We start from the raw sequence: 19,635 nt of genomic DNA on the forward strand, positions 1-19,635 counted from the left end.
CGCGCCCTGGCATGCAGCTCGCGCCCAACCAGCTCCAGCAGCACTTGCAGCGCGGCCTGAAGCCGCTGTACACGCTGCATGGCGACGAGCCCTTGCTGGTGCAGGAGTTTGCCGATGCCTTGCGGGCTGCAGCACGGGAGCAGGGTTACACCGAACGCACGGTCCACACTGTTGCCGGCGCGCACTTCGACTGGAGCGAGGTGCTGGCCAGCGGCGGTTCGCTGAGCCTGTTCGCGGACAAACAAATCATCGAGATCCGCATCCCCAGCGGCAAGCCGGGCAAGGACGGCTCGGTCGCGCTGCAGCAGATCGCCGAACGCGCTGGCAAGGAGGGAGGCGACGACAGCACGCTGACGCTGGTGCTGCTGCCGCGTCTGGACAGCATGACGACCAAGGGCGCCTGGTTTGGCGCGCTCGAGAGTTTCGGCACCACCGTCAAATTCGACCCGATTGAACGGCGCAGCCTGCCGGCCTGGATTGCCCAGCGTCTGCAGCAACAGGGCCAGCGGGTCGCCGCCGGCGAGGAGGGCCAGCGTACCCTGCAGTTTTTTGCCGACCGTGTGGAGGGTAATCTGCTGGCGGCGCACCAGGAAATCCAGAAACTCGGTCTGCTCTACCCGACGGGCGCCGACGATGCCTCGGCAGTGCTGAGCTTGGCCCAGGTTGAAAACGCGGTGCTCAATGTCGCCCGTTACGACGTCTTCAAGTTGTCCGAAGCGGTGCTGGGCGGCCAGGCGCTGCGGGTGCAGCGCATGCTCGACGGCCTGCAGTCGGAGGGCGAGTCCGAGGTGCTGGTGCACTGGGCGCTGGCCGAGGACATCCGCAGCATGAAGCGTGTCAAGGATGCGATCCAGGCCGGCCGGCCCATGCCGATGGCGCTGCGCGAGAACCGGGTCTGGGGCGTCAAGGAAAAACTGTTCGAGCGCGTGTTGCCGCAAATCGGCGACACCAGCCTGTCCAACCTGCTACACGCCGCGCACAAGGTGGACGGCATCGTCAAGGGCCTCAAGCAACCCGACTGGCCGCAGGACGGCTGGCAGGCGCTGCACCGGCTGGCCAATATGGTGTGTGAACAGTGCGCCGCAAAGGGCCGCCCCTAACAAGCGCACGAAGAGGGTTTTAGAGGAAAATGGGATCATGAATGCGCCCGACTCCCCCCACACCCTGGCTGCCCGCAGCGATCTGCCGGACCTGATGCAGACCTTGGGGGTGCAGGCAAAAACAGCCTCGGCCCTTATGGCGCGTGCGTCATCAGCTACAAAAAACAGAGCGCTTTCAGCCTTGGCTGGCTTGCTGCGCAGCCAGATCACGTCCCTGCAGGCCGCCAATGCGCTGGACCTGCAACGTGCTGCAGCGGCTGGCCTTGCCGGCCCCCTGCTCGACCGGCTCAGGCTCGACGCAAAAACCCTGGAAACCGTCGCCCTCGGCTGCGAACAACTCGCGGCCATGCCCGACGTGATCGGCGAGATCATTGGCATGAAGCAGCAGCCCAGCGGCATCCGCGTCGGCCAGATGCGGGTGCCCATTGGCGTGTTTGGCATGATTTACGAAAGCCGGCCAAATGTGACGATTGAAGCTGCGTCGCTGGCGATCAAAAGCGGCAATGCCTGTATTCTGCGCGGTGGCTCTGAGGCCATTGAGTCGAACAAGGCGCTGGCCGCGCTGGTGCAGCAGGCGCTGCTGCAGGCCGGCCTGCCGGCCGATGCGGTGCAACTGGTGCCGACCACCGACCGCGAAGCCGTCGGCCTCCTGATCACCATGCCGCAGTATGTGGACGTGGTCATTCCGCGCGGCGGCAAGGGCCTGATCGAACGCATCAGCCGCGACGCCAAAGTGCCGGTCATCAAGCACCTGGACGGCAACTGCCACGTGTATGTCGATGATCCCTGTGACATGGCCATGGCCGTGACCGTGGCTGACAACGCCAAGACCCACAAGTACAGCCCCTGCAATGCCAGCGAAGGCCTGCTGGTCGCTCGCGGCGTGGCGGCGGAGTTCCTGCCGAAAATCGGTGCGATTTATGCCGCCAAAGGTGTGGAGATGCGTTGCGACGCCGAAGCCCAGGCCATCCTGGCGAAGTTGCCCGCAGCCAACGTCCAGGCCGCCACCGAGCAGGACTGGTACGAGGAATACCTGGCGCCGGTGATCAGCATCAAGGTGCTGGCCGATGTGGACGAAGCAATTGCCCACATCAACAAATATTCGAGCCACCATACCGATGCCATCCTCACGCGCGACCACACACATGCACAGCGTTTTCTGCGTGAAGTTGATTCGGCAAGCGTCATGGTGAATGCGAGCACACGCTTCGCTGACGGTTTCGAATATGGCCTGGGCGCTGAAATTGGCATCTCTACCGACAAATTCCACGCCCGCGGACCTGTCGGTATCGAAGGCCTGACCTCGCTCAAATACGTGGTGCTCGGTCAAGGCGAAGTGCGCCGCTGAGCCTTGCCCGTGGGGCTGGCTCTACTCTTACAACCACTACCTGCGCCTCTGTGCTGGACGGCTTACCGGACTTCTTCATGAACATTTCACGTCCCCTGCCTTTTGTTCTGGCGTCATCCAACCACGGAACGCTGATCGTCAACCGCAACGACTACCGCATGGTTGATGAAACGCGCGGCTACGGCGTGGGGCACCAGATTTTCGAAACCTCGGCGTTTGACCCGCAGGAGGTGGCCACGGTGGTGCAATTGCTGACATTGCGACGCGAGTTTTTTGGCGACGGGGTGGTGGCTATCGACGGCGGTGCCAACATCGGTGTGCATACCCTGGAGTGGGCCAAACTCATGCACGGCTGGGGCCGTGTGATTGGTGTCGAGGCCCAGGAGCGCGTGTTTTATGCGCTGGCCGGCAACGTGGCCATCAACAACTGCTTCAACGCCACGGTGCTGCATGCGGCCCTGGGTGCGGCAGAAGGCCGCATCACCATTCCCCGACCGAACTACCTGAAACCTGCCAGTTTCGGCTCGCTGGAACTGCGCCAGCGCGCAGGCACAGAATTCATCGGCCAGGCCATCGACTACGCGCCCGATCGGGGCGACGCTGTCCGGATGATCACGGTGGACGGGCTTGGGCTGTCCCGGCTCGACTTTCTCAAGCTCGACATCGAGGGCATGGAGCTTGAAGCGCTGGAGGGCGCGCTTCAGTCCGTCGAGAAGCACAAGCCACAAATGCTGGTGGAAACCATCAAAACCGACGCAGCCGCCCTGCGCAGTCTGCTCGACCAGCACGGCTATCATCACTTCCAGGTCGGCATCAACCTGCTTGCCATTCACTCGACCGACCCTTCGCTGGCGCGCATCAAGGTGGCCTGAGCGTTCTTGGGCGTGCCGACGCCAGGCTTGCTGCGGAACCGCTTGAAGCCTTGTATTTCGGCCCCAGCTTCCAGACGTCACCCGTCTTTTCTCCAGAGGATTCCATGGTTCCGCACCTCATCACCGCCCTGAACGGGCCCACCAACGAGCTCGAACAGCGCATCCTCGACATGACCCCGGCGATCGAACGCTGGTTCCGGCTGGAGTGGATGGAGCACACACCGCCGTTTTACAGTTCGGTCGATGTGCGTAATGCCGGCTTCAAGCTGGCGCCGGTGGACACCAACCTCTACCCCGGCGGCTGGAACAACCTGACGCCCGAGATGCTGCCGCTGGCGGTGCAGGCGGCCATGGCGGCGATCGAGAAGATTTGCCCCGAAGCGCGCAACCTGCTGGTGATCCCCGAGAACCACACCCGCAACACCTTCTACCTGTCCAATGTGCTCCAGCTCAAGCGCATCTTCCACCAGGCCGGCCTGAACGTGCGTTTCGGTTCGCTGAGCCCCGACATCACCGAGCCCACCACGCTGACACTGCCGACCGGCGAGCAGATCACGCTGGAGCCCTTGATCCGCACGGACCGGCGCCTGGGCCTGAAAAATTTTGACCCCTGCACGATTTTGCTCAACAACGACCTGTCGGCCGGCACCCCTGGCATGCTGGAAGACCTCAATGAGCAGTATTTGCTGCCGCCGCTGCACGCAGGCTGGTCGGTGCGGCGCAAGTCGCGCCACTTCCAGGCCTATGAGGAGGTTTCCAAGCGTTTCGGCAAGCTGCTGGGCGTCGACCCGTGGCTGATCAACCCGATGTTTGCCAAATGCGGTGAGGTCAACCTGGCCGAAGGCGCCGGCATGGACTGCCTGACCAGCAACGTCGATGCCTTGCTGACCAAGATCCGGCGCAAGTACAAGGAATACGGCATCAACGAGAAGCCGTTTGTGATCGTCAAGGCCGACAACGGCTCCTGCGGCATGGGCATCATGACGGTGCGCGACGTGAAAGACCTGGACGAGCTCAACCGCAAGACCCAAAACAAGATGAGCACCGGCCAGCCGCTGTCCGAGGTCATCATCCAGGAGGGTGTGCAGACCCACGAACGCATCAACGACGCGGTCGCTGAGCCGGTGGTCTACATGATGGATCGCTATGTGGTGGGCGGCTTTTACCGCGTACATGCCGATCGCGGCATCGACGAAAACCTCAACGCGCCCGGCTCCAGCTTTGTGCCGTTGGCTTTTGCCGACAGCGGCCGCCTGCCGCAGCCGGGCGTGGCGCCGGGCGCCAGCGGTCCGAACCGCTTCTATATGTATGGCGTGATCGGCCGCCTGGCCATGCTGGCCGCCAGCTACGAGCTGGAAGCCACTGACCCGGATGCCGAGGTGTATGACTAGGCAGGCGGGCCTCTGAAACCACCAAGAACATGCATTTTTCGCCCCCAGCCCTTGTCCGGCATGGGTAGGCAGCTATCAAAAACATAGTGAATCGGCAGCATTTTTCCCGCGGTGATGTCGGCCCTCCCCCTCGAGGCCGCGGTTACAAGTTGTTGCAGTGCAACAAACACCGGATTTCTCGCATTTAGGGGTCTGCGCTGACTTGCCAAGTGCGGGCTCGGGCGCAAAATAGCCTTCCTCTAAGCAACCTTCCCGCGGCTGGCGTCCCCACCTGACCCGCCCAGCGGGATTTTTTTGTGTCCAGAAAAAAATCTTCACTTGCGGCGCTGACCCTGGGCGCCATCGGCATTGTTTACGGCGACATCGGCACCAGCGTGCTGTATGCCCTCAAGGTCGTCTTCGAGTCGGGCCATGTGCCGCTGACCCCCGACAACGTCTACGGTATTTTGTCCATGGTCTTTTGGACCATCTCCGTGATTGTTTCGCTCAAGTACGTCACGCTGATCCTGCGCGCTGACAACAACGGTGAAGGCGGCCTGATCGCGATGCTGGCGCTGGCCACCAACGCCGTCAATGACAAGCCCGGGCTGCGGCGCTGGTTGCTGGCGGTGGGCATCTTTGGCACCGCGATTTTTTATGGCGACGGCGTCATCACCCCGGCGATTTCGGTGCTGTCGGCGGTCGAGGGTCTGGAGTTGCTGTCGCCAGCCTTTCATGACTACATCATGCCGATTGCGCTGGTGGTGATCTTCGGCCTGTTTTACGTGCAGAAAAACGGTACCGCGGGCATCGGCCGGTTTTTTGGTCCGATCTGCGCCCTGTGGTTCGTCACCATCGCGGTGCTGGGCATTCCGCACATCTGGGCCCATCCGGAAGTGCTGGGCGCGGTCAGCCCCCACCATGCGCTGCGCTTCATCTTCCAGCACCCCGGCACCACCTTTGTATTGCTCGGTGCGCTGGTGCTGTGTGTCACGGGTGCGGAGGCGCTGTATGCCGACCTGGGCCACTTCGGCAAAAAACCGATCCGCATGGCCTGGTTTGCACTGGTCATGCCGGCCTTGCTGATCAACTATTTCGGTCAGGGCGCGCTGCTGATCTACACCCCCGAAGCCGTGACCAACCCCTTTTACCTGATGGCGCCCAAGTGGGCGCTGGTTCCGCTGGTGCTGCTGGCAACAGCGGCCACGGTGATTGCCTCGCAGGCCTTGCTGTCAGCCGCTTTCTCAGTGACCAAACAGGCGATTCAGATGGGTTATCTGCCGCGCATGCAGATACGCCATACCTCGGTGCACGAAACCGGCCAGATCTACATCCCGGCCGTGAACTGGTCGCTGTTCGCCGCAATTGTGATCGCCGTGGTCCTGTTCAAGAACTCGACCAACCTGGCCTCGGCCTACGGCATTGCGGTCACCACCGACATGCTGATCACCACTGTGCTGACCTTTTTTGTGATTCGCTACACCTGGAAACTGCCGCTGGTGCTGTGTATTGCCGCCACCGGTATTTTCTTTGTGGTGGACCTGATGTTTTTTGCCTCCAACGCGCTGAAATTTGTCGAGGGCGGCTGGTTCCCGGTGCTGATCGGCGTGATCATGTTCACCATCATGATGACCTGGAAGCAGGGCCGCGCGCTGCTTAACCAGAAGTTGCGCGCCGACGCGATTGACCTGCCGAGTTTTCTGGAGGCGGTGTTTGTCAGCCCGCCTGCACGCGTTGAAGGTACGGCTGTGTTCCTGACGGCCGAGGTTGGCGTGGTGCCCAATGCGCTGCTGCACAACCTCAAGCACAACAAGGTGCTGCATGACCAGAACCTGTTTGTCACGGTCCACAACCACGAGGTGCCCTGGATTGGCCTGGACAAACGCCTGGTGATCGAGTCGCTGGGGCACAACTGCTGGCAGGTGGTCATTCACTACGGTTTCAAGAACGATCCGGACGTGCCCAAGGCGCTGCAGCAGATGCGCACGCGGGGCTGCGAGCTCGAGACCATGACCACCAGCTACTTCCTGTCACGCGACGTGGTGGTGCCGACCATAGGCGGGGGCATGATGCCCTGGCGCGAAAAGCTGTTTGCGCAGATGCACCACAACGCGGGCGGTGCGGCGGACTTCCTGAACCTGCCCAACAACTCGGTGGTGGAGCTGGGCAGCAAGATCGAAATCTGAGTTTGAAGGCCGGGCAGGCCTCCAGCCCCTGTCTGGTGGTCGTAGAAAGCTATTGAATGAGTAGCAACTTTGCCTCATCCTGCAGGGTTTGATCAGGCCATGGTCCGCTTCTTGGCCAGCGCGACAGCGGAAAGAAAATCCTCCAGTACCGCTGCATCGTCAATCGTGTCCGACCCTGGCTGGTGAAATTCCGGGTGCCATTGCAAGGCCGCGATATAACTTTTGTCAGGATCCTTGCGGCGTATCGCCTCGACGATGCCGTCATCGACACTGAAGGCCTCGGCCTCGAACTCGGGTGCCAGGTCCTTGATGCCCTGGTGGTGAATGCTGTTGACACGCACCCGCTCCACGCCCGGATACAGGCGCGACAGGCGCGAGCCCTGCACGATTTCCACGCTGTGGAAGTTCTGGTCGTAACTGACCGCGTCACGGTGCACAAAGGATTCGGGCACCTGGGTCGTGATGTCCTGGTACAAGGTGCCGCCGAAAGCGACGTTGAGCAACTGCAGGCCGCGGCAAATGCCAAACACCGGCTTGCCGGCCTTTTCGAACGAGGCGACCAGCGCCTTGTCGTAGTCGTCGCGCACGCGGTCGCCGGCCCAGCGCTCCTCCAGCGGCTCCTCCCCGTAGCTGCCCGGCCAGACATCGGCGCCGCCGTGCAGCACCAAACCGTCCAGCCATTGCGCGTAGTCGTCGAAGTTCACGTCGCCGCGCTGTGTCTCCCCGGTCGGGCAGGGCACCATGACAACCATGGCGCCGGAGGACATGATCCAGTGGGCCACGGTTTGCTCGACATACTGCAGCGTCTTGCCAGTGAACAGGGAACGGGTGGGATCAGCGTGCGAAAAACAGGCCGAGAGACCGATCTTCAGGCGGGTGCGCATATGGCGCCGGCTTTCCCTGGCGCTGGCTTCGGCGGCAGGCAGGGTGTGGGACTTGGGGCTCATGGGCAGGTCGTCTCTCCGAAAAAGCAATGCCCCAGTGTAGGCAGGCGGGCCTGTCCTTGCTTACAGACAAGCGCTTTTTGCCACGCCGGACAAGACCTTATTCCAGCGGCAGTTCGGCAAACCCCATGAAACGGATGGTGACGCGTGTGCCGGCCGGACTTTGCCCGGGCACAGCGTCTTCAATGGTCACGGTGGCGGCGTGTTGTTTGGCGATTTCTTCGACGATGGCCAGACCCAGGCCGGAGCCGTCGACGTTGGTGCCCAGTGCCCGGTAAAAAGGCTGCAGCACCAGTTCGCGTTCGGCCGCCGGAATACCCGGACCCGAGTCCTCGACCTGCAGCACCACCACGCCGCTGAAGCGGTCGGTCAGCAGCCGCACGGTGACCTGACCGCCGTCGGGCGTGTAGTTCAGCGCGTTGTCCAGCAGGTTGCGCACCAGCTCCTTGAGCAGCGTCGGGTTCGCCTCCAGCAGGCTGGCCTGTTCGCCGGCGGGCGGGCCGTCGTAGCCCAGGTCGATGTGTTTTTCCAGCGCGCGCGGCACCGAGTCCTGGATCGCGTCGGACAACACCTGCACCACGTCCAGCTTCTGCTTGGCCAGGCTGCGACCGGTGGTCTCGGCGCGCGCCAGCGCCAGCAACTGGTTGACGGTGTGGGTGGCACGCACGCTCGCACGGCCAATCTGCTTGAGCGACTTCTTGAGCTCGTCGGCATCGGTCTCGCGCTGGGCCAGGTCGGCCTGCATGCGCAGTCCGGCCAGCGGCGTTTTGAGCTGGTGGGCGGCATCGGCCAGAAAGCGTTTTTGCGTCGTCAGCAGCACCTTGAGCCGGCTCAGCAGGTCGTTGATCGACGAGACCAACGGCGCCACTTCTTCAGGCACCACACTTTCGTCGAGCGGACTCATGTCGTCCGACTTGCGCGCGCGAATGCGTTTTTCCAGCTGGTCCAGCGGCTTGATGCCGCGCACCAGTGCCAGCCAGACCAGCAGCACCGCCAGCGGCAGCGTGACGAACTGCGGCACCATCACGCCCTTGACGATTTCTGTGGCCAGGGTCTTGCGTTTTTCCAGCGTCTCGGCCACCTGCACAAGAATGGGATATGCGCCCGGCGCATCGACCTTGATCCAGGTGTAGGCCACACGCACTTCCTGACCCTGGATGGTGTCCTCGCGCAAGCGGACCTCGCCATTGGCGGACAGATCTTCGTCCGGCGGCAGCGGCAGGTCATACTCGCCGCTGATGAACTCACCGCGTGTGCCCAGCACCTGGTAGTACACTAGGTCAGTGTCGTCGGCACGCAGGATTTCCCGCGCCGGCGCGGTCAGGTTGAACTGCACCTGCTTGTTCTTGACCACGATCAGTTTGCTCAGGGCCTGCACGTTGTATTCAAGCGCGCGGTCAAAAGGTTTGCCGGCGATGTTCTGCGCCACCAGCCAGGTCAGCGCCAGGCTGATGGGCCACAGCAGCAACAGCGGCGTCAGCATCCAGTCCAGGATCTCCCCGAACAGGCTGCGGCGCTCGCGCTGGAAAAGCCTCAGTGCCATGGCACCAAGGACAGGGGGGCATGGTCTTCAAGCCAGCCGGGGCCGCGGGACTGGGTTTGCCAGACCCCAGGCGCAGCGGACCCCTCGGGGGGCAGAGAGCTACGCGCAGCGAGCGAACGTGGGGGCCACATTCATTAGCCAGGGATTTTTTCGAGGCAATACCCGAGACCGCGCACCGTCGCGATTCGAACCGGGCCCTTTTCAATCTTCTTGCGCAGCCGGTGGATATACACCTCGATCGCGTTGTTGCTGACTTCTTCGCCCCATTCGCACAGGCGCTCGACCAGCTGGTCCTTGCTGACCAGGCGGCCGGCGCGCTGCAGCAGCACTTCCAGCAAACCGAGCTCGCGCGCCGACAACTCGACCATCTGGCCGTCGATGGTGGCCACACGCCCGGCCTGGTCGTACACCAGCGGGCCGTGTTTGATGGTGCTGCTGGCGCCGCCCATGCCGCGGCGGATCAGCGCGCGCACACGCGCTTCAAGCTCCTGCAGCGAAAACGGTTTGGCCATGTAGTCGTCGGCGCCGTAGTCCAGGCCCTTGACGCGCTCCTCGACACTGTCGGCAGCCGTCAGGATCAGCACCGGCATCGCCGAGCCACGCGCGCGCAGGCGCTTGAGCACCTCCAGCCCGTGCATGCGCGGCAGGCCCAGGTCGAGGATCAGCAGGTCGAATTCGGTATTCGTCAGCAGCGCGGCATCGGCTTCGGTGCCGCTGGCCACGTGGTCGGCCGCTGCGCCCGAGGCGCGCAGCGTTCGCAGCAGGCCGTCGGCCAGGACCTGGTCATCTTCGGCAATCAAAATACGCATGGCTGTCTCCTGATGAGAGTCCTGGCGCGGTTCCGGCGGAAGGCGCAGGTGAAACGGCTCTCCGGCCGGTCCGGCAAATTTTAGGCGCTTATCCCCCTGATTTGCTGACACACCTCAAGCGCCGGCATAGGCTTCCAGTCCCAGCGCCACCACGGTGTCCACATCGCTGCCGACGGCCTGGCGAAACTCGGCTTCGGCCTGGCTCACCGCCGTGCGAAAGGCCTGCAGCCAATGCAGGCCGGACGCGGTGAATATCACGACGCGGGCGCGTTTGTCGTGCGGATCGGGTTCGCGCGTGACCAGACCCCAGGCTTCGCACTGGTCGACCAGGTCGCCCATGGCCTGTTTGCTCATGCCGGCGCTGTGGGCCAGGTCGGTCAGGCGTGAACCGCCGACGGCGAGGTGGCGCGTGATGTGAATGTGTGCTGCCCCCACCTGCGCGCGGGCGGCCAGATTCGACAGCGCCAGCGGCACGTCGACATTGCGCGCCATCAGCACCAGCACGCGTTCGTCAAAACGCCGCAGGGCGTGGCCCAGCAAGCGGCCCAGGTGGGTCAGGCGCCAGTTTTCCTCGTCGGCAGGTGCGGCGCCGGGACGGGTGATCGGGCTGGAATCCATGCCCATGATCATAAGGGCGATTGATCAGGCAAACTTACTAAAAATGGGGTTTACTTATTTATATGACGGCCATAAAGTACTGGTCATGCACCCAGTACTGTGATTAAAAGCAGAGGCTGGACCAGCAAAAGTTTTCAAGCCCACTGACCTTCAAGGAGTTTTCCATGGACATGCCCAACAAGACCAATCCCGCCCTGAACAGCGAAAAAGCCAAGGCCCTGCAAGCCGCCCTGGCCCAGATCGAAAAGCAGTTCGGCAAAGGCACCATCATGAAGCTGGGCGCTGGCGAAGTGATCGAGGACATCCAGGTGGTGTCCACCGGTTCGTTGGGCCTGGACATCGCGCTCGGCGTCGGCGGCCTGCCGCGTGGCCGGGTGGTCGAGATCTACGGCCCGGAGTCGTCCGGCAAAACCACGCTGACCCTGCAGGTGATTGCCGAGATGCAAAAGCTGGGCGGCACCTGCGCTTTTGTCGATGCCGAACATGCGCTGGACATCCAGTACGCCCAAAAACTCGGCGTGAACCTGCAAGACCTGTTGATCAGCCAGCCCGATACCGGCGAGCAGGCGCTGGAGATTGTTGATTCGCTGACCCGCTCCGGCGCGGTCGACCTGATCGTGGTTGACTCGGTCGCGGCGCTGACACCCAAGGCCGAACTCGAAGGCGAGATGGGCGACTCGTTGCCCGGTCTGCAGGCCCGGCTGATGAGCCAGGCGCTGCGCAAACTCACGGCCCACATCAAGAAGGCCAACTGCATGGTCATCTTCATCAACCAGATCCGCATGAAGATCGGCGTGATGTTCGGCAGCCCCGAAACCACCACCGGCGGCAATGCGCTGAAGTTCTACGCCTCGGTGCGGCTGGACATCCGTCGCATTGGCTCGATCAAGAAGGGCGAAGAAGTCGTCGGCAACGAAACCCGTGTCAAGGTGGTCAAGAACAAGGTTGCCTCACCCTTCAAGATGGCGGAGTTCGACATTCTCTATGGCGAGGGCATCAGCCGTCTCGGCGAGGTGCTGGACCTCGGTGTGGCCGGCCACATTGTCGAAAAAGCCGGCGCCTGGTATGCCTTCAACGGCGAAAAAATTGGCCAGGGCCGCGACAACTCGCGGGAGTTCCTGAAAGAAAACCCGGAGCTCGCGATCGAGATCGAAAACAAGGTGCGCGAGTCGCTGGGCATCCCGCTGATCCAGGACGCCGTCGGCAACAAGCCGGAAAAAGCCGACAAGGCAGAAAAAGCCGAGAAGGCCGACAAGGCACCGAAAGTGCTGGCGGCCTGAGCCAAGCAGCGACTTTGGTATCAAACCAGCGCTCTGCCCATGTCCAGTCAGCATGAGCAGCTATCAAAAAAGTAGCGCCCCGGAGCCGGGGCGGGCGACGGGCTTGGGCTTGTCGCTCAAGGGTCGGGCCCTGCGTTACCTGGCGGCGCGTGAACATTCACGCGCCGAACTGGAGCGCAAGCTGGCCGCACATGCCGAGTCGCCTGAGCAACTGGCGCAGGTACTCGATGAATTGCAAGCCAAGGACTTCATCAGCGAGGCACGGGTCGTCGAGTCGGTGATCAACCGGCGGGCCGGGCGCTTTGGTGCGGCGCGCATCCGCCACGAACTGCAGGGCAAGGGCCTGGCGCCGGAGGCGGTGGCCGACGCTGTCACCAGCCTCAAGGCCAGCGAGGTGGCGCGGGCGCGTGAGGTCTGGCGAAAGAAATTTGGCGAAGCGGCCTCAGACGCGGCGGAGCGCGGAAAACAGATGCGCTTTCTGGCGGCGCGGGGTTTCGGGTCCGAGGCGATACGCCGGGTGGTCTCGCAGACCGAAGACGACTAACAAGCGAAAGTTGGCTGTCATTGCGGCCTTGAGCCGCAATCCATGACCCGACTCCCGCTGTGGGGCCACCCGAAGGCATGGATCCCGGATCGGGTCCGGGATGACAGCCGGGGGAAGGGCTTTACAAGCCCAGCATCAGCTCGAGGTTTTGTACCGCCGCGCCCGAAGCGCCTTTGCCAAGATTGTCCAGCCGGGCGATCAGCACCGCATGGCGGAATTCCTCGTTGCCGAACACGCGCAACTCCATCTTGTTGGTGTCGTTCAAGGCCAGCGCGTCGATGGAGGTGCTGTCCCCCACCGGCTCGACCGTGACCCAGGGGCTGCCGGCGTAATGGCGGGCCAGCACGTCCTGCAACTGGGCGGCCGTGGGCTTGCCGGGCAACAGGTCCAGGTGCAAAGGCAGTTGCACCAGCATGCCCTGCTTGAAGTTGCCGACCGAAGGCGTGAACACCGGGCGGCGGCTCAAGCCGGTGAATTTCATGATTTCCGGCAGGTGCTTGTGCTTGAGGTTCAGGCCGTAGATCTGATAGAGCGGCGCCTTGCCGGCTTCATAGTCCTCAATCATGGTCCGGCCGCCGCCGGAGTAGCCGCTGACCGCCGGGATCGCCAGCGGATAGTCTTTGGGCAGCAGGCCAGCATCGACCAGCGGGCGGATCAGCGCAATCGCGCCCGTCGAATAACAGCCGGGATTGGCGACCCGGTCGGCCGAGGCCACCGCTTCGCGCTGGCCAGCGGCGAGTTCAGGAAAACCGAACACCCAGCCGGGCGCGGTGCGGTGCGCGGTGGAAGCGTCGATGATCTTCGGGCCCTTTTTGCCGCTGACACGGGCCAGGTCGTCGATCATGGCGACCGATTCACGTGCCGCGTCATCGTGCAGGCACAGCACCACCATGTCGACCGTGCCCATCAACGCGCGCTTGGCGGCCGCATCCTTGCGCAGCTCGGGCGCGATGCTGACAAGATCGATGGCGGGCATGGCTTGCAGGCGTTCCCGGATCTGCAGACCCGTGGTTCCCGCTTCGCCGTCGATAAAGACCTTGGCCATGTCGCTTGCTTTCTATGGAATGCCTGGAAATTGCCCGACGGGCGCGCACAATAATTGTGCATCGCAACATGATACAGTTCTGCGCTGCTGCCTGCAGTGATCGAAGGCGTTACATGTTGGTGATTTTTGCGAAATGTGGCGGATCCACATCACCCCCGCTGACGCCCCTTTTTACCGACTCCTGGAAGTAATTTTCATGAAAATTCACGAATACCAAGGCAAGGAAATCTTGCGCAACTTTGGTGTGCCCACACCACGCGGCATTCCGGCCTTCACCGTGCAGGAGGCGGTCGAAGCCGCACAAAAACTGGGTGGGCCGGTCTGGGTCGTCAAGGCCCAGATTCATGCGGGTGGTCGTGGCAAGGGTGGCGGCGTCAAGCTGGCGCGCAGCATCGACGAGGTCAAAAAACTTGCCGGTGAAATCCTCGGCATGCAGCTGATCACGCACCAGACCGACGCAGCCGGGCAAAAAGTCCGCCGCCTGCTGATTGAGGACGGCGCTGACATCAAGAAAGAGTATTACGTGTCGGCCGTGACCGACCGCGCCACGCAGAAAGTGGCTTTCATGGCGTCTTCCGAAGGCGGCATGGACATCGAGGAAGTGGCCCACGCCACGCCCGAAAAAATCATCAAGGTGTTTGTCGATCCGGCCCTGGGCCTGACCGACGCACAGGCCAAGGAACTGGCCGACGGCATGACCGTCCCGCCCGGTTCCACCGCCCAGGCCGTGGACGTGCTGCAAAAGCTCTACAAGTGCTACATGGAGACCGACTGCAGTCTGGCCGAGATCAACCCGCTGATTCTCGAAGGCAACGGCAACATCAAGGCACTGGACGCGAAGTTCAACTTCGACCCGAACGCGCTGTTCCGCCATCCTGAAATCGTCGCCTTCCGCGACCTGGATGAGGAAGACCCGGCTGAAGTCGAGGCCAGCAAGTTCGACCTGGCCTACATCAGCCTGGACGGCAACATCGGCTGTCTGGTCAATGGCGCCGGTCTGGCCATGGCCACCATGGACACCATCAAGTTGTTCGGCGGCGAGCCGGCCAACTTCCTGGACGTGGGCGGTGGCGCGACGGCTGAAAAAGTCACCGAAGCCTTCAAGATCATGCTGAAGAACCCCGATGTCAAAGGCATCCTGGTCAACATCTTCGGCGGCATCATGAAGTGCGACACGATTGCCGACGGCGTCATCACCGCCTGCAAGGCCGTGAACCTGTCGGTTCCGCTGGTGGTGCGCATGAAGGGCACCAACGAGGACCTGGGCAAGAAGATGCTGGCCGACTCGGGCCTGCCCATCATCGCCGCAGACACCATGGCCGAAGCCGCGACCAAAATCGTCGCCGCCGTCAAATAAGCCCGGAGCCAAGATCATGTCCATCTACATCAACAAAAACACCAAAGTCATCACGCAGGGCATCACCGGCAAGACCGGCCAGTTCCATACCCGCATGTGCCGCGACTACGCCAACGGCAAGGAATGTTTTGTCGCCGGGGTGAACCCGAAAAAAGCCGGTGAAGACTTCGAAGGCATCCCGATTTACGCCAATGTGACCGAAGCGGCCCAGGCCACCGGCGCGACGGTGTCGGTGATCTACGTTCCGCCGGCCGGCGCCGCCGCGGCGATCTGGGAAGCGGTCGAAGCCAATCTGGATTTGGCCATTTGTATTACCGAAGGCATCCCGGTCCGTGACATGCTGGAAGTGCGCAACCGCATGAAAGCCAAGGAAGCCGCCGGCGGCAAGAAAACCCTGCTGCTGGGCCCCAACTGCCCCGGCCTGATCACGCCCGAAGAAATCAAGATCGGCATCATGCCTGGCCACATCCACCGCAAGGGCCGCATCGGCGTGGTAAGCCGCTCTGGCACGCTGACTTATGAAGCCGTGGCGCAGCTGACCGAAATCGGTCTCGGCCAGTCCAGCGCCGTCGGCATTGGCGGCGACCCGATCAATGGCCTCAAACACATCGACGTGATGCGTGCCTTCAATGACGACCCGGACACCGATGCCGTCATCATGATCGGCGAAATCGGCGGCCCGGACGAGGCTGAAGCTGCCCAGTGGTGCAAGGCCAACATGAAAAAGCCGATCGTTGGCTTCATCGCCGGCGTGACCGCTCCTGCCGGCAAACGCATGGGCCACGCTGGTGCGTTGATCTCGGGCGGTGCCGATACGGCCGACGCCAAGCTTGAAATCATGGAGGCCTGCGGCTTTACCGTGACCCGCAACCCGTCAGAAATGGCGAAATTGCTGAAGGCCTTGCTGTAAATTCCGGAAAATTGAGTCCGGTCAACTGTCTGGCCGATTGTCTTCGCTGACAATCGGCCTTTTCGATTTCCTTTGAGAGGTTTCCATGGAAGAGTTCATGACGGCCAGTTTCTGGCTCGCGGTTGGCCAGATCATCATGATCGACATCCTGCTGGGTGGCGACAATGCGGTGGTGATCGCCCTGGCATGCCGGAACCTGCCGCCCAAGCAGCGCACCCAGGGCATTATTTACGGCACCATGGGTGCCATCGTTCTGCGGGTGATCCTGATTGCCTTTGCCCTGGCCCTTCTGGCTGTGCCCTATCTCAAAATCGTCGGCGCGATTCTCTTGCTCTGGATTGGCGTCAAGCTGTTACAGCCTGAAGACGAAGACGCCCATAACATCAGCTCGAGCGACAAGCTCTGGGGCGCCGTCAAGACCGTCATCATCGCCGACCTGGTGATGAGTGTTGATAACGTGTTGGCGATTGCTGGCGCAGCGCAGGGCGCAGCCCAGCAGCATCAGTTGCCATTGGTGATTTTCGGGTTGCTCGTCAGCATTCCGATCATTGTCTGGGGCAGCCAGATCGTGCTCAAGCTGATGGGGCGTTTTCCGATCATTATCACGCTGGGCGCCATGCTCCTGGGCTGGATCGCTGGTCAGATGGCCTATACCGACCCCGCCATCAAGGACTATTTGCCAGCTTCCGCTGTCTGGAGCTACGCGGCGGCTGCGGTAGGTGCTTTGTTCGTCCTCGCGGCGGGCAAGATTGTTCAGGCCCGCCGCAAGCCGGCAACGCCGGGCTGAGCCAGTGTCACCGGGGCTGCCGCTCCGGGGCTCGCGGCACCAATTTGCAACACAAGCCTTGGGCCATGTGCAAAAGTCCCTTGTCCGTGCTTAAACCGTCTGTTAATGTCCACAAACAGAAAGTTTGTAACCACCATGTAACGTGGCCGGTTGTCCGGTGGCGCAAATCGGTGAGGGTGGACATGAACAGCGAAGCAGGACAAAGGGCGGGACGTGGCCACATCATCAAGTAAGCGCAGGCAATTCTGGCGAGCCGACTGGTTTGTTGGGGTGCTGGTGGTGCTGGCCGTATTGGTTCTGCACAGTGCCACTGATTTTTTTGGCACGCTGGAGCGTCGTTACTATGACTTTGCCAGCACCAGTACGTCGCGCCAGCCCTCGGATCGCATCGCGATCATTGCCATCGACGACCAGAGTATTGCCAACATCGGCCGCTGGCCCTGGTCGCGCGATGTCCATGCACAACTGATTGACCAGTTGGCTGCAGCTAAAGCCAAAACGATTGCCCACACAGCATTCTTTTTTGAACCCCAAACCGACCGTGGTCTGGTGTTCATTCGCAAGATCAAGGAAGCACTGGGGTCGGTGACTGACGCGGCTGCTGCCCAGGGCGGGCTCGGTGAGCAGTTGAACAAGGTTATTGCGGAGGCCGAAATCACGCTGGACACGGACGCCAAGCTTGCCGCCAGCATGGTCAAGGCGGGCAATGTGCTGGTTCCTTCGGTGTTTGTGCTGGGTGAGCCCCAGGGCAAGCCCGATCATCCCCTGCCCGCTTATGCGCTCAAAAGTGCCGTGGAAGAGACCGGGGGTTTCTCGCTGCCCGCCGTTCGCGGACAACAGCCGATAGAAATCATCGGCAGCAGCGCGGCAGGCGTTGCGCATTTGAACCAATTGCCCGATGTGGATGGTGCGGTGCGACAAGAGCCCTTGCTGATCAACTATTACGGCAAGGCAGTGCCCTCAATGGGTTTACTGGCGGCCGTCAAAAGTCTGAATCTTGACACATCAGATATCAAATTGAATGGGGTGGAGTCGGTGCAAATCGGCAAATTGCGCATCGGTACCGACGAGGCTGCATTGATGCTGCCCCAGTTTTATAAAGGCAGGGATGGCAAACCGGCTTTTACGGTGGACTCTTTTTACGATGTGCTGTCGGGCAAGATTCCGGCCAGCAAATACACCGACAAGATTGTGGTCATCGGCGCCACCGCCGCCGGCGTGGGCACTCAGTTCCCTACCCCGGCCGGTCCGGGGCTGTCGCCGGCGGAGACTATTGCCCACATCACCTCCAGCATCCTCAGCGAGCATTTCATCGTTCAGCCGGGCTGGGGCATCTGGGCCACGCTGGGGGTGTTGCTGGTGGTCGCCGCTTACCTGATCGCCGGTTTGCCGCGTCTGTCGGCGGGCAAGGCCGCGATGGTGACGCTACTGATGTTTGTGGTGCTGCTGGTGATCGAGTTTGTTTTGCTCTCGGCCGCAGCGACCTGGCTCAAGTTTGTCTTTCCCGCTGCCTTGCTGGTCATCGGGCATCTGGCCCTGACCACCAAGCGTTTCTTGATGACCGAGGCCGGAAAACTCAAATCTGACGAGGAGTCGGCAGAAACCAATCGCATGATGGGCCTGGCCCTTCAAGGGCAGGGCCAGCTCGACATGGCCTTTGATCGTTTCCGGCGCGTACCAATTACCGATGCGCTGATGGACAACATGAACAACCTGGCGCTTGATTTCGAGCGCAAGCGACAGTTCAACAAGGCACAAGCCGTGTACGAGTACATGGCGGGCTACAACAAGAACCACAAAGATCTGCAGGCTAAACTCAAACGGGCAAAAAACCTGTCTGAAACCGTCATCCTTGGAGGGGGGGGCGCGCATCCGGGCGGGACCATGCTGCTCGACGGTGGCGGTGTGGAAAAACCCATGTTGGGCCGTTACCAGGTCGAAAAAGAACTCGGCAAAGGGGCCATGGGGGTGGTTTATCTGGGCAAAGACCCGAAAATCGGTCGTGTGGTGGCCATCAAGACCATGGCCTTGAGCCAGGAGTTTGAGGGCGACGAGCTGACCGATGCCCGAGAGCGCTTCTTCCGGGAGGCGGAGACCGCAGGTCGGCTGCAACACCAGAATATCGTGACCATTTTTGATGCCGGCGAGGAGCATGACCTGGCGTACATCGCCATGGAGTTCCTCAGGGGCAAGGATCTGGCGGATGTGACCAAGGACGGTCAGCTGCTGCCCATCTCCAAGGTGCTTTCCATTGTGGCCAGTGTGGCGCAGGCGCTGGCCTACGCGCACAAGCAAAACGTGGTGCATCGGGATATCAAGCCTGCCAACATCATGTATGACCCCGAGAGCGACACCGTCAAGGTGACGGATTTCGGTATTGCCCGCATCACGGATGCCAGCAAGACCAAAACCGGCATGGTGCTTGGAACGCCGAGTTTCATGTCGCCCGAGCAGATCGCCGGAAAAAAGGTCGATGGCCGCTCGGATCTGTATTCTCTGGGCGTGATGCTTTTTCAGATGCTTGCTGGTGTGCTGCCTTTTAGGGGTGACTCGATGGCAGAGTTGATGTACAAGATTGCCAACGAGCCGGCACCGGATATTCGCATCATCCGACCAGAGTTGTCCGTGCGCCTGGCGAATATCGTGGCCTTGTCGCTCAGCAAGAAACCTGAAAGCCGGTATCAGGAAGGCGAGCAGTTTGCCGCTGACGTGCGTCTGGTGATCGCGGAACTCTCTGGCGCGCCTGCTTCGCAGCCTTCTTCGATGTCGTCGCCTGCTGTGGGGGCGCTGGACGCAGAGAAAAAGTCCGCCGCTTTAGCAGATGGAGCGACACCTTCTTTCGAAAAGACGCTTGTTACGCGATCACCTTTAGACGCCGCGGCAGGCCATGCCGAAGAAATTTTGAAGCCATAACAAAAAACA

The 19,635-nt window shown here is 61.7% G+C and carries 16 protein-coding genes; 11 read left to right on the forward strand and 5 right to left on the reverse strand.

What is annotated here, in order from left to right; genetic code table 11:
* The first annotated feature begins 11 nt into the window (after positions 1 to 11).
* The 5 genes from holA to ACH2CW_RS14360 all read left to right on the forward strand — a co-directional run bounded on the left by holA (position 12) and on the right by ACH2CW_RS14360 (position 6,876).
* Complete coding sequence (holA, locus tag ACH2CW_RS14340) at positions 12 to 1,100, forward strand: DNA polymerase III subunit delta (protein ID WP_395059296.1); 1,089 nt, start codon at positions 12 to 14, stop codon at positions 1,098 to 1,100.
* Between the two features lie 37 nt (positions 1,101 to 1,137).
* Positions 1,138 to 2,448 carry a glutamate-5-semialdehyde dehydrogenase gene (locus tag ACH2CW_RS14345; protein ID WP_395059298.1) on the forward strand — a complete coding sequence of 437 codons (1,311 nt, stop codon included), beginning with the start codon at positions 1,138 to 1,140 and terminating at the stop codon, positions 2,446 to 2,448.
* Between the two features lie 77 nt (positions 2,449 to 2,525).
* Entirely contained in the window at positions 2,526 to 3,320 is a 795-nt protein-coding gene (locus ACH2CW_RS14350; protein WP_395059300.1) for an FkbM family methyltransferase, read from the forward strand.
* Between the two features lie 104 nt (positions 3,321 to 3,424).
* A complete protein-coding gene (gshA, locus tag ACH2CW_RS14355) occupies positions 3,425 to 4,711 on the forward strand; it encodes a glutamate--cysteine ligase (RefSeq protein WP_395059302.1) in 1,287 nt (428 codons plus the stop codon).
* Positions 4,712 to 5,007: 296 nt separating this feature from the next.
* Positions 5,008 to 6,876 carry a potassium transporter Kup gene (locus ACH2CW_RS14360; RefSeq protein ID WP_395059304.1) on the forward strand — a complete coding sequence of 623 codons (1,869 nt, stop codon included), beginning with the start codon at positions 5,008 to 5,010 and terminating at the stop codon, positions 6,874 to 6,876.
* A gap of 92 nt (positions 6,877 to 6,968) precedes the next feature.
* Here the strand turns inward: ACH2CW_RS14360 and ACH2CW_RS14365 are convergent, their stop codons facing one another.
* The 4 genes from ACH2CW_RS14365 to ACH2CW_RS14380 all read right to left on the reverse strand — a co-directional run bounded on the left by ACH2CW_RS14365 (position 6,969) and on the right by ACH2CW_RS14380 (position 10,790).
* On the reverse strand, positions 6,969 to 7,760 hold the full coding sequence (locus ACH2CW_RS14365; RefSeq protein ID WP_395059465.1) for a gamma-glutamyl-gamma-aminobutyrate hydrolase family protein: 792 nt from the start codon (positions 7,758 to 7,760) through the stop codon (positions 6,969 to 6,971).
* Between the two features lie 160 nt (positions 7,761 to 7,920).
* Entirely contained in the window at positions 7,921 to 9,363 is a 1,443-nt protein-coding gene (locus ACH2CW_RS14370; RefSeq protein ID WP_395059306.1) for a sensor histidine kinase N-terminal domain-containing protein, read from the reverse strand.
* 134 nt (positions 9,364 to 9,497) lie between these two features.
* On the reverse strand, positions 9,498 to 10,172 hold the full coding sequence (locus tag ACH2CW_RS14375) for a response regulator transcription factor (RefSeq protein ID WP_188706535.1): 675 nt from the start codon (positions 10,170 to 10,172) through the stop codon (positions 9,498 to 9,500).
* Between the two features lie 114 nt (positions 10,173 to 10,286).
* Entirely contained in the window at positions 10,287 to 10,790 is a 504-nt protein-coding gene (locus tag ACH2CW_RS14380; protein WP_395059308.1) for a MarR family winged helix-turn-helix transcriptional regulator, read from the reverse strand.
* Positions 10,791 to 10,954: 164 nt separating this feature from the next.
* Between ACH2CW_RS14380 and recA the strand changes: the two genes are divergently transcribed.
* Positions 10,955 to 12,070: a recombinase RecA gene (gene recA, locus ACH2CW_RS14385; RefSeq protein WP_395059310.1), complete on the forward strand. Its 1,116-nt coding sequence runs from the start codon at positions 10,955 to 10,957 to the stop codon at positions 12,068 to 12,070.
* 52 nt (positions 12,071 to 12,122) lie between these two features.
* The gene (recX, locus tag ACH2CW_RS14390; protein WP_395059312.1) at positions 12,123 to 12,614 is read left to right on the forward strand and encodes a recombination regulator RecX; all 492 of its coding nucleotides are present in this window, start codon (positions 12,123 to 12,125) and stop codon (positions 12,612 to 12,614) included.
* A 121-nt stretch (positions 12,615 to 12,735) separates the two neighbouring features.
* Here recX and argC read toward each other — a convergent pair whose 3' ends face one another.
* Complete coding sequence (gene argC / locus ACH2CW_RS14395; RefSeq protein ID WP_395059314.1) at positions 12,736 to 13,659, reverse strand: N-acetyl-gamma-glutamyl-phosphate reductase; 924 nt, start codon at positions 13,657 to 13,659, stop codon at positions 12,736 to 12,738.
* 196 nt (positions 13,660 to 13,855) lie between these two features.
* Here argC and sucC point away from each other — a divergent pair, with 196 nt between their 5' ends.
* The 4 genes from sucC to ACH2CW_RS14415 all read left to right on the forward strand — a co-directional run bounded on the left by sucC (position 13,856) and on the right by ACH2CW_RS14415 (position 19,626).
* Complete coding sequence (gene sucC / locus ACH2CW_RS14400; protein ID WP_395059316.1) at positions 13,856 to 15,016, forward strand: ADP-forming succinate--CoA ligase subunit beta; 1,161 nt, start codon at positions 13,856 to 13,858, stop codon at positions 15,014 to 15,016.
* A gap of 16 nt (positions 15,017 to 15,032) precedes the next feature.
* The gene (sucD, locus tag ACH2CW_RS14405) at positions 15,033 to 15,926 is read left to right on the forward strand and encodes a succinate--CoA ligase subunit alpha (RefSeq protein ID WP_395059318.1); all 894 of its coding nucleotides are present in this window, start codon (positions 15,033 to 15,035) and stop codon (positions 15,924 to 15,926) included.
* Between the two features lie 85 nt (positions 15,927 to 16,011).
* Entirely contained in the window at positions 16,012 to 16,713 is a 702-nt protein-coding gene (locus ACH2CW_RS14410; RefSeq protein ID WP_395059320.1) for a TerC family protein, read from the forward strand.
* Positions 16,714 to 16,926: 213 nt separating this feature from the next.
* Positions 16,927 to 19,626 (forward strand): CHASE2 domain-containing serine/threonine-protein kinase, encoded by a 2,700-nt coding sequence (locus ACH2CW_RS14415; protein WP_395059321.1) that lies wholly within the window; start codon positions 16,927 to 16,929, stop codon positions 19,624 to 19,626.
* The last annotated feature ends 9 nt before the right edge of the window (positions 19,627 to 19,635 follow it).

The organism is Polaromonas sp. (assembly GCF_043778355.1).
Taxonomy (GTDB): Bacteria; Pseudomonadota; Gammaproteobacteria; order Burkholderiales; family Burkholderiaceae_C; genus Polaromonas.

What these genes read in the sequence shown, in the direction of transcription:
- holA (WP_395059296.1), top strand. Translation starts at nt 12, where the DNA reads ATGCAGCTCGCGCCCAACCAGCTCCAGCAGCACTTGCAGCGCGGCCTG.
- ACH2CW_RS14345 (WP_395059298.1), top strand. Translation starts at nt 1,138, where the DNA reads ATGAATGCGCCCGACTCCCCCCACACCCTGGCTGCCCGCAGCGATCTG.
- ACH2CW_RS14350 (WP_395059300.1), top strand. Translation starts at nt 2,526, where the DNA reads ATGAACATTTCACGTCCCCTGCCTTTTGTTCTGGCGTCATCCAACCAC.
- gshA (WP_395059302.1), top strand. Translation starts at nt 3,425, where the DNA reads ATGGTTCCGCACCTCATCACCGCCCTGAACGGGCCCACCAACGAGCTC.
- ACH2CW_RS14365 (WP_395059465.1), bottom strand. Translation starts at nt 7,760, where the DNA reads ATGCGCACCCGCCTGAAGATCGGTCTCTCGGCCTGTTTTTCGCACGCT.
- ACH2CW_RS14370 (WP_395059306.1), bottom strand. Translation starts at nt 9,363, where the DNA reads ATGGCACTGAGGCTTTTCCAGCGCGAGCGCCGCAGCCTGTTCGGGGAG.
- ACH2CW_RS14375 (WP_188706535.1), bottom strand. Translation starts at nt 10,172, where the DNA reads ATGCGTATTTTGATTGCCGAAGATGACCAGGTCCTGGCCGACGGCCTG.
- ACH2CW_RS14380 (WP_395059308.1), bottom strand. Translation starts at nt 10,790, where the DNA reads ATGGATTCCAGCCCGATCACCCGTCCCGGCGCCGCACCTGCCGACGAG.
- recA (WP_395059310.1), top strand. Translation starts at nt 10,955, where the DNA reads ATGGACATGCCCAACAAGACCAATCCCGCCCTGAACAGCGAAAAAGCC.
- recX (WP_395059312.1), top strand. Translation starts at nt 12,123, where the DNA reads ATGAGCAGCTATCAAAAAAGTAGCGCCCCGGAGCCGGGGCGGGCGACG.
- argC (WP_395059314.1), bottom strand. Translation starts at nt 13,659, where the DNA reads ATGGCCAAGGTCTTTATCGACGGCGAAGCGGGAACCACGGGTCTGCAG.
- sucC (WP_395059316.1), top strand. Translation starts at nt 13,856, where the DNA reads ATGAAAATTCACGAATACCAAGGCAAGGAAATCTTGCGCAACTTTGGT.
- sucD (WP_395059318.1), top strand. Translation starts at nt 15,033, where the DNA reads ATGTCCATCTACATCAACAAAAACACCAAAGTCATCACGCAGGGCATC.
- ACH2CW_RS14410 (WP_395059320.1), top strand. Translation starts at nt 16,012, where the DNA reads ATGGAAGAGTTCATGACGGCCAGTTTCTGGCTCGCGGTTGGCCAGATC.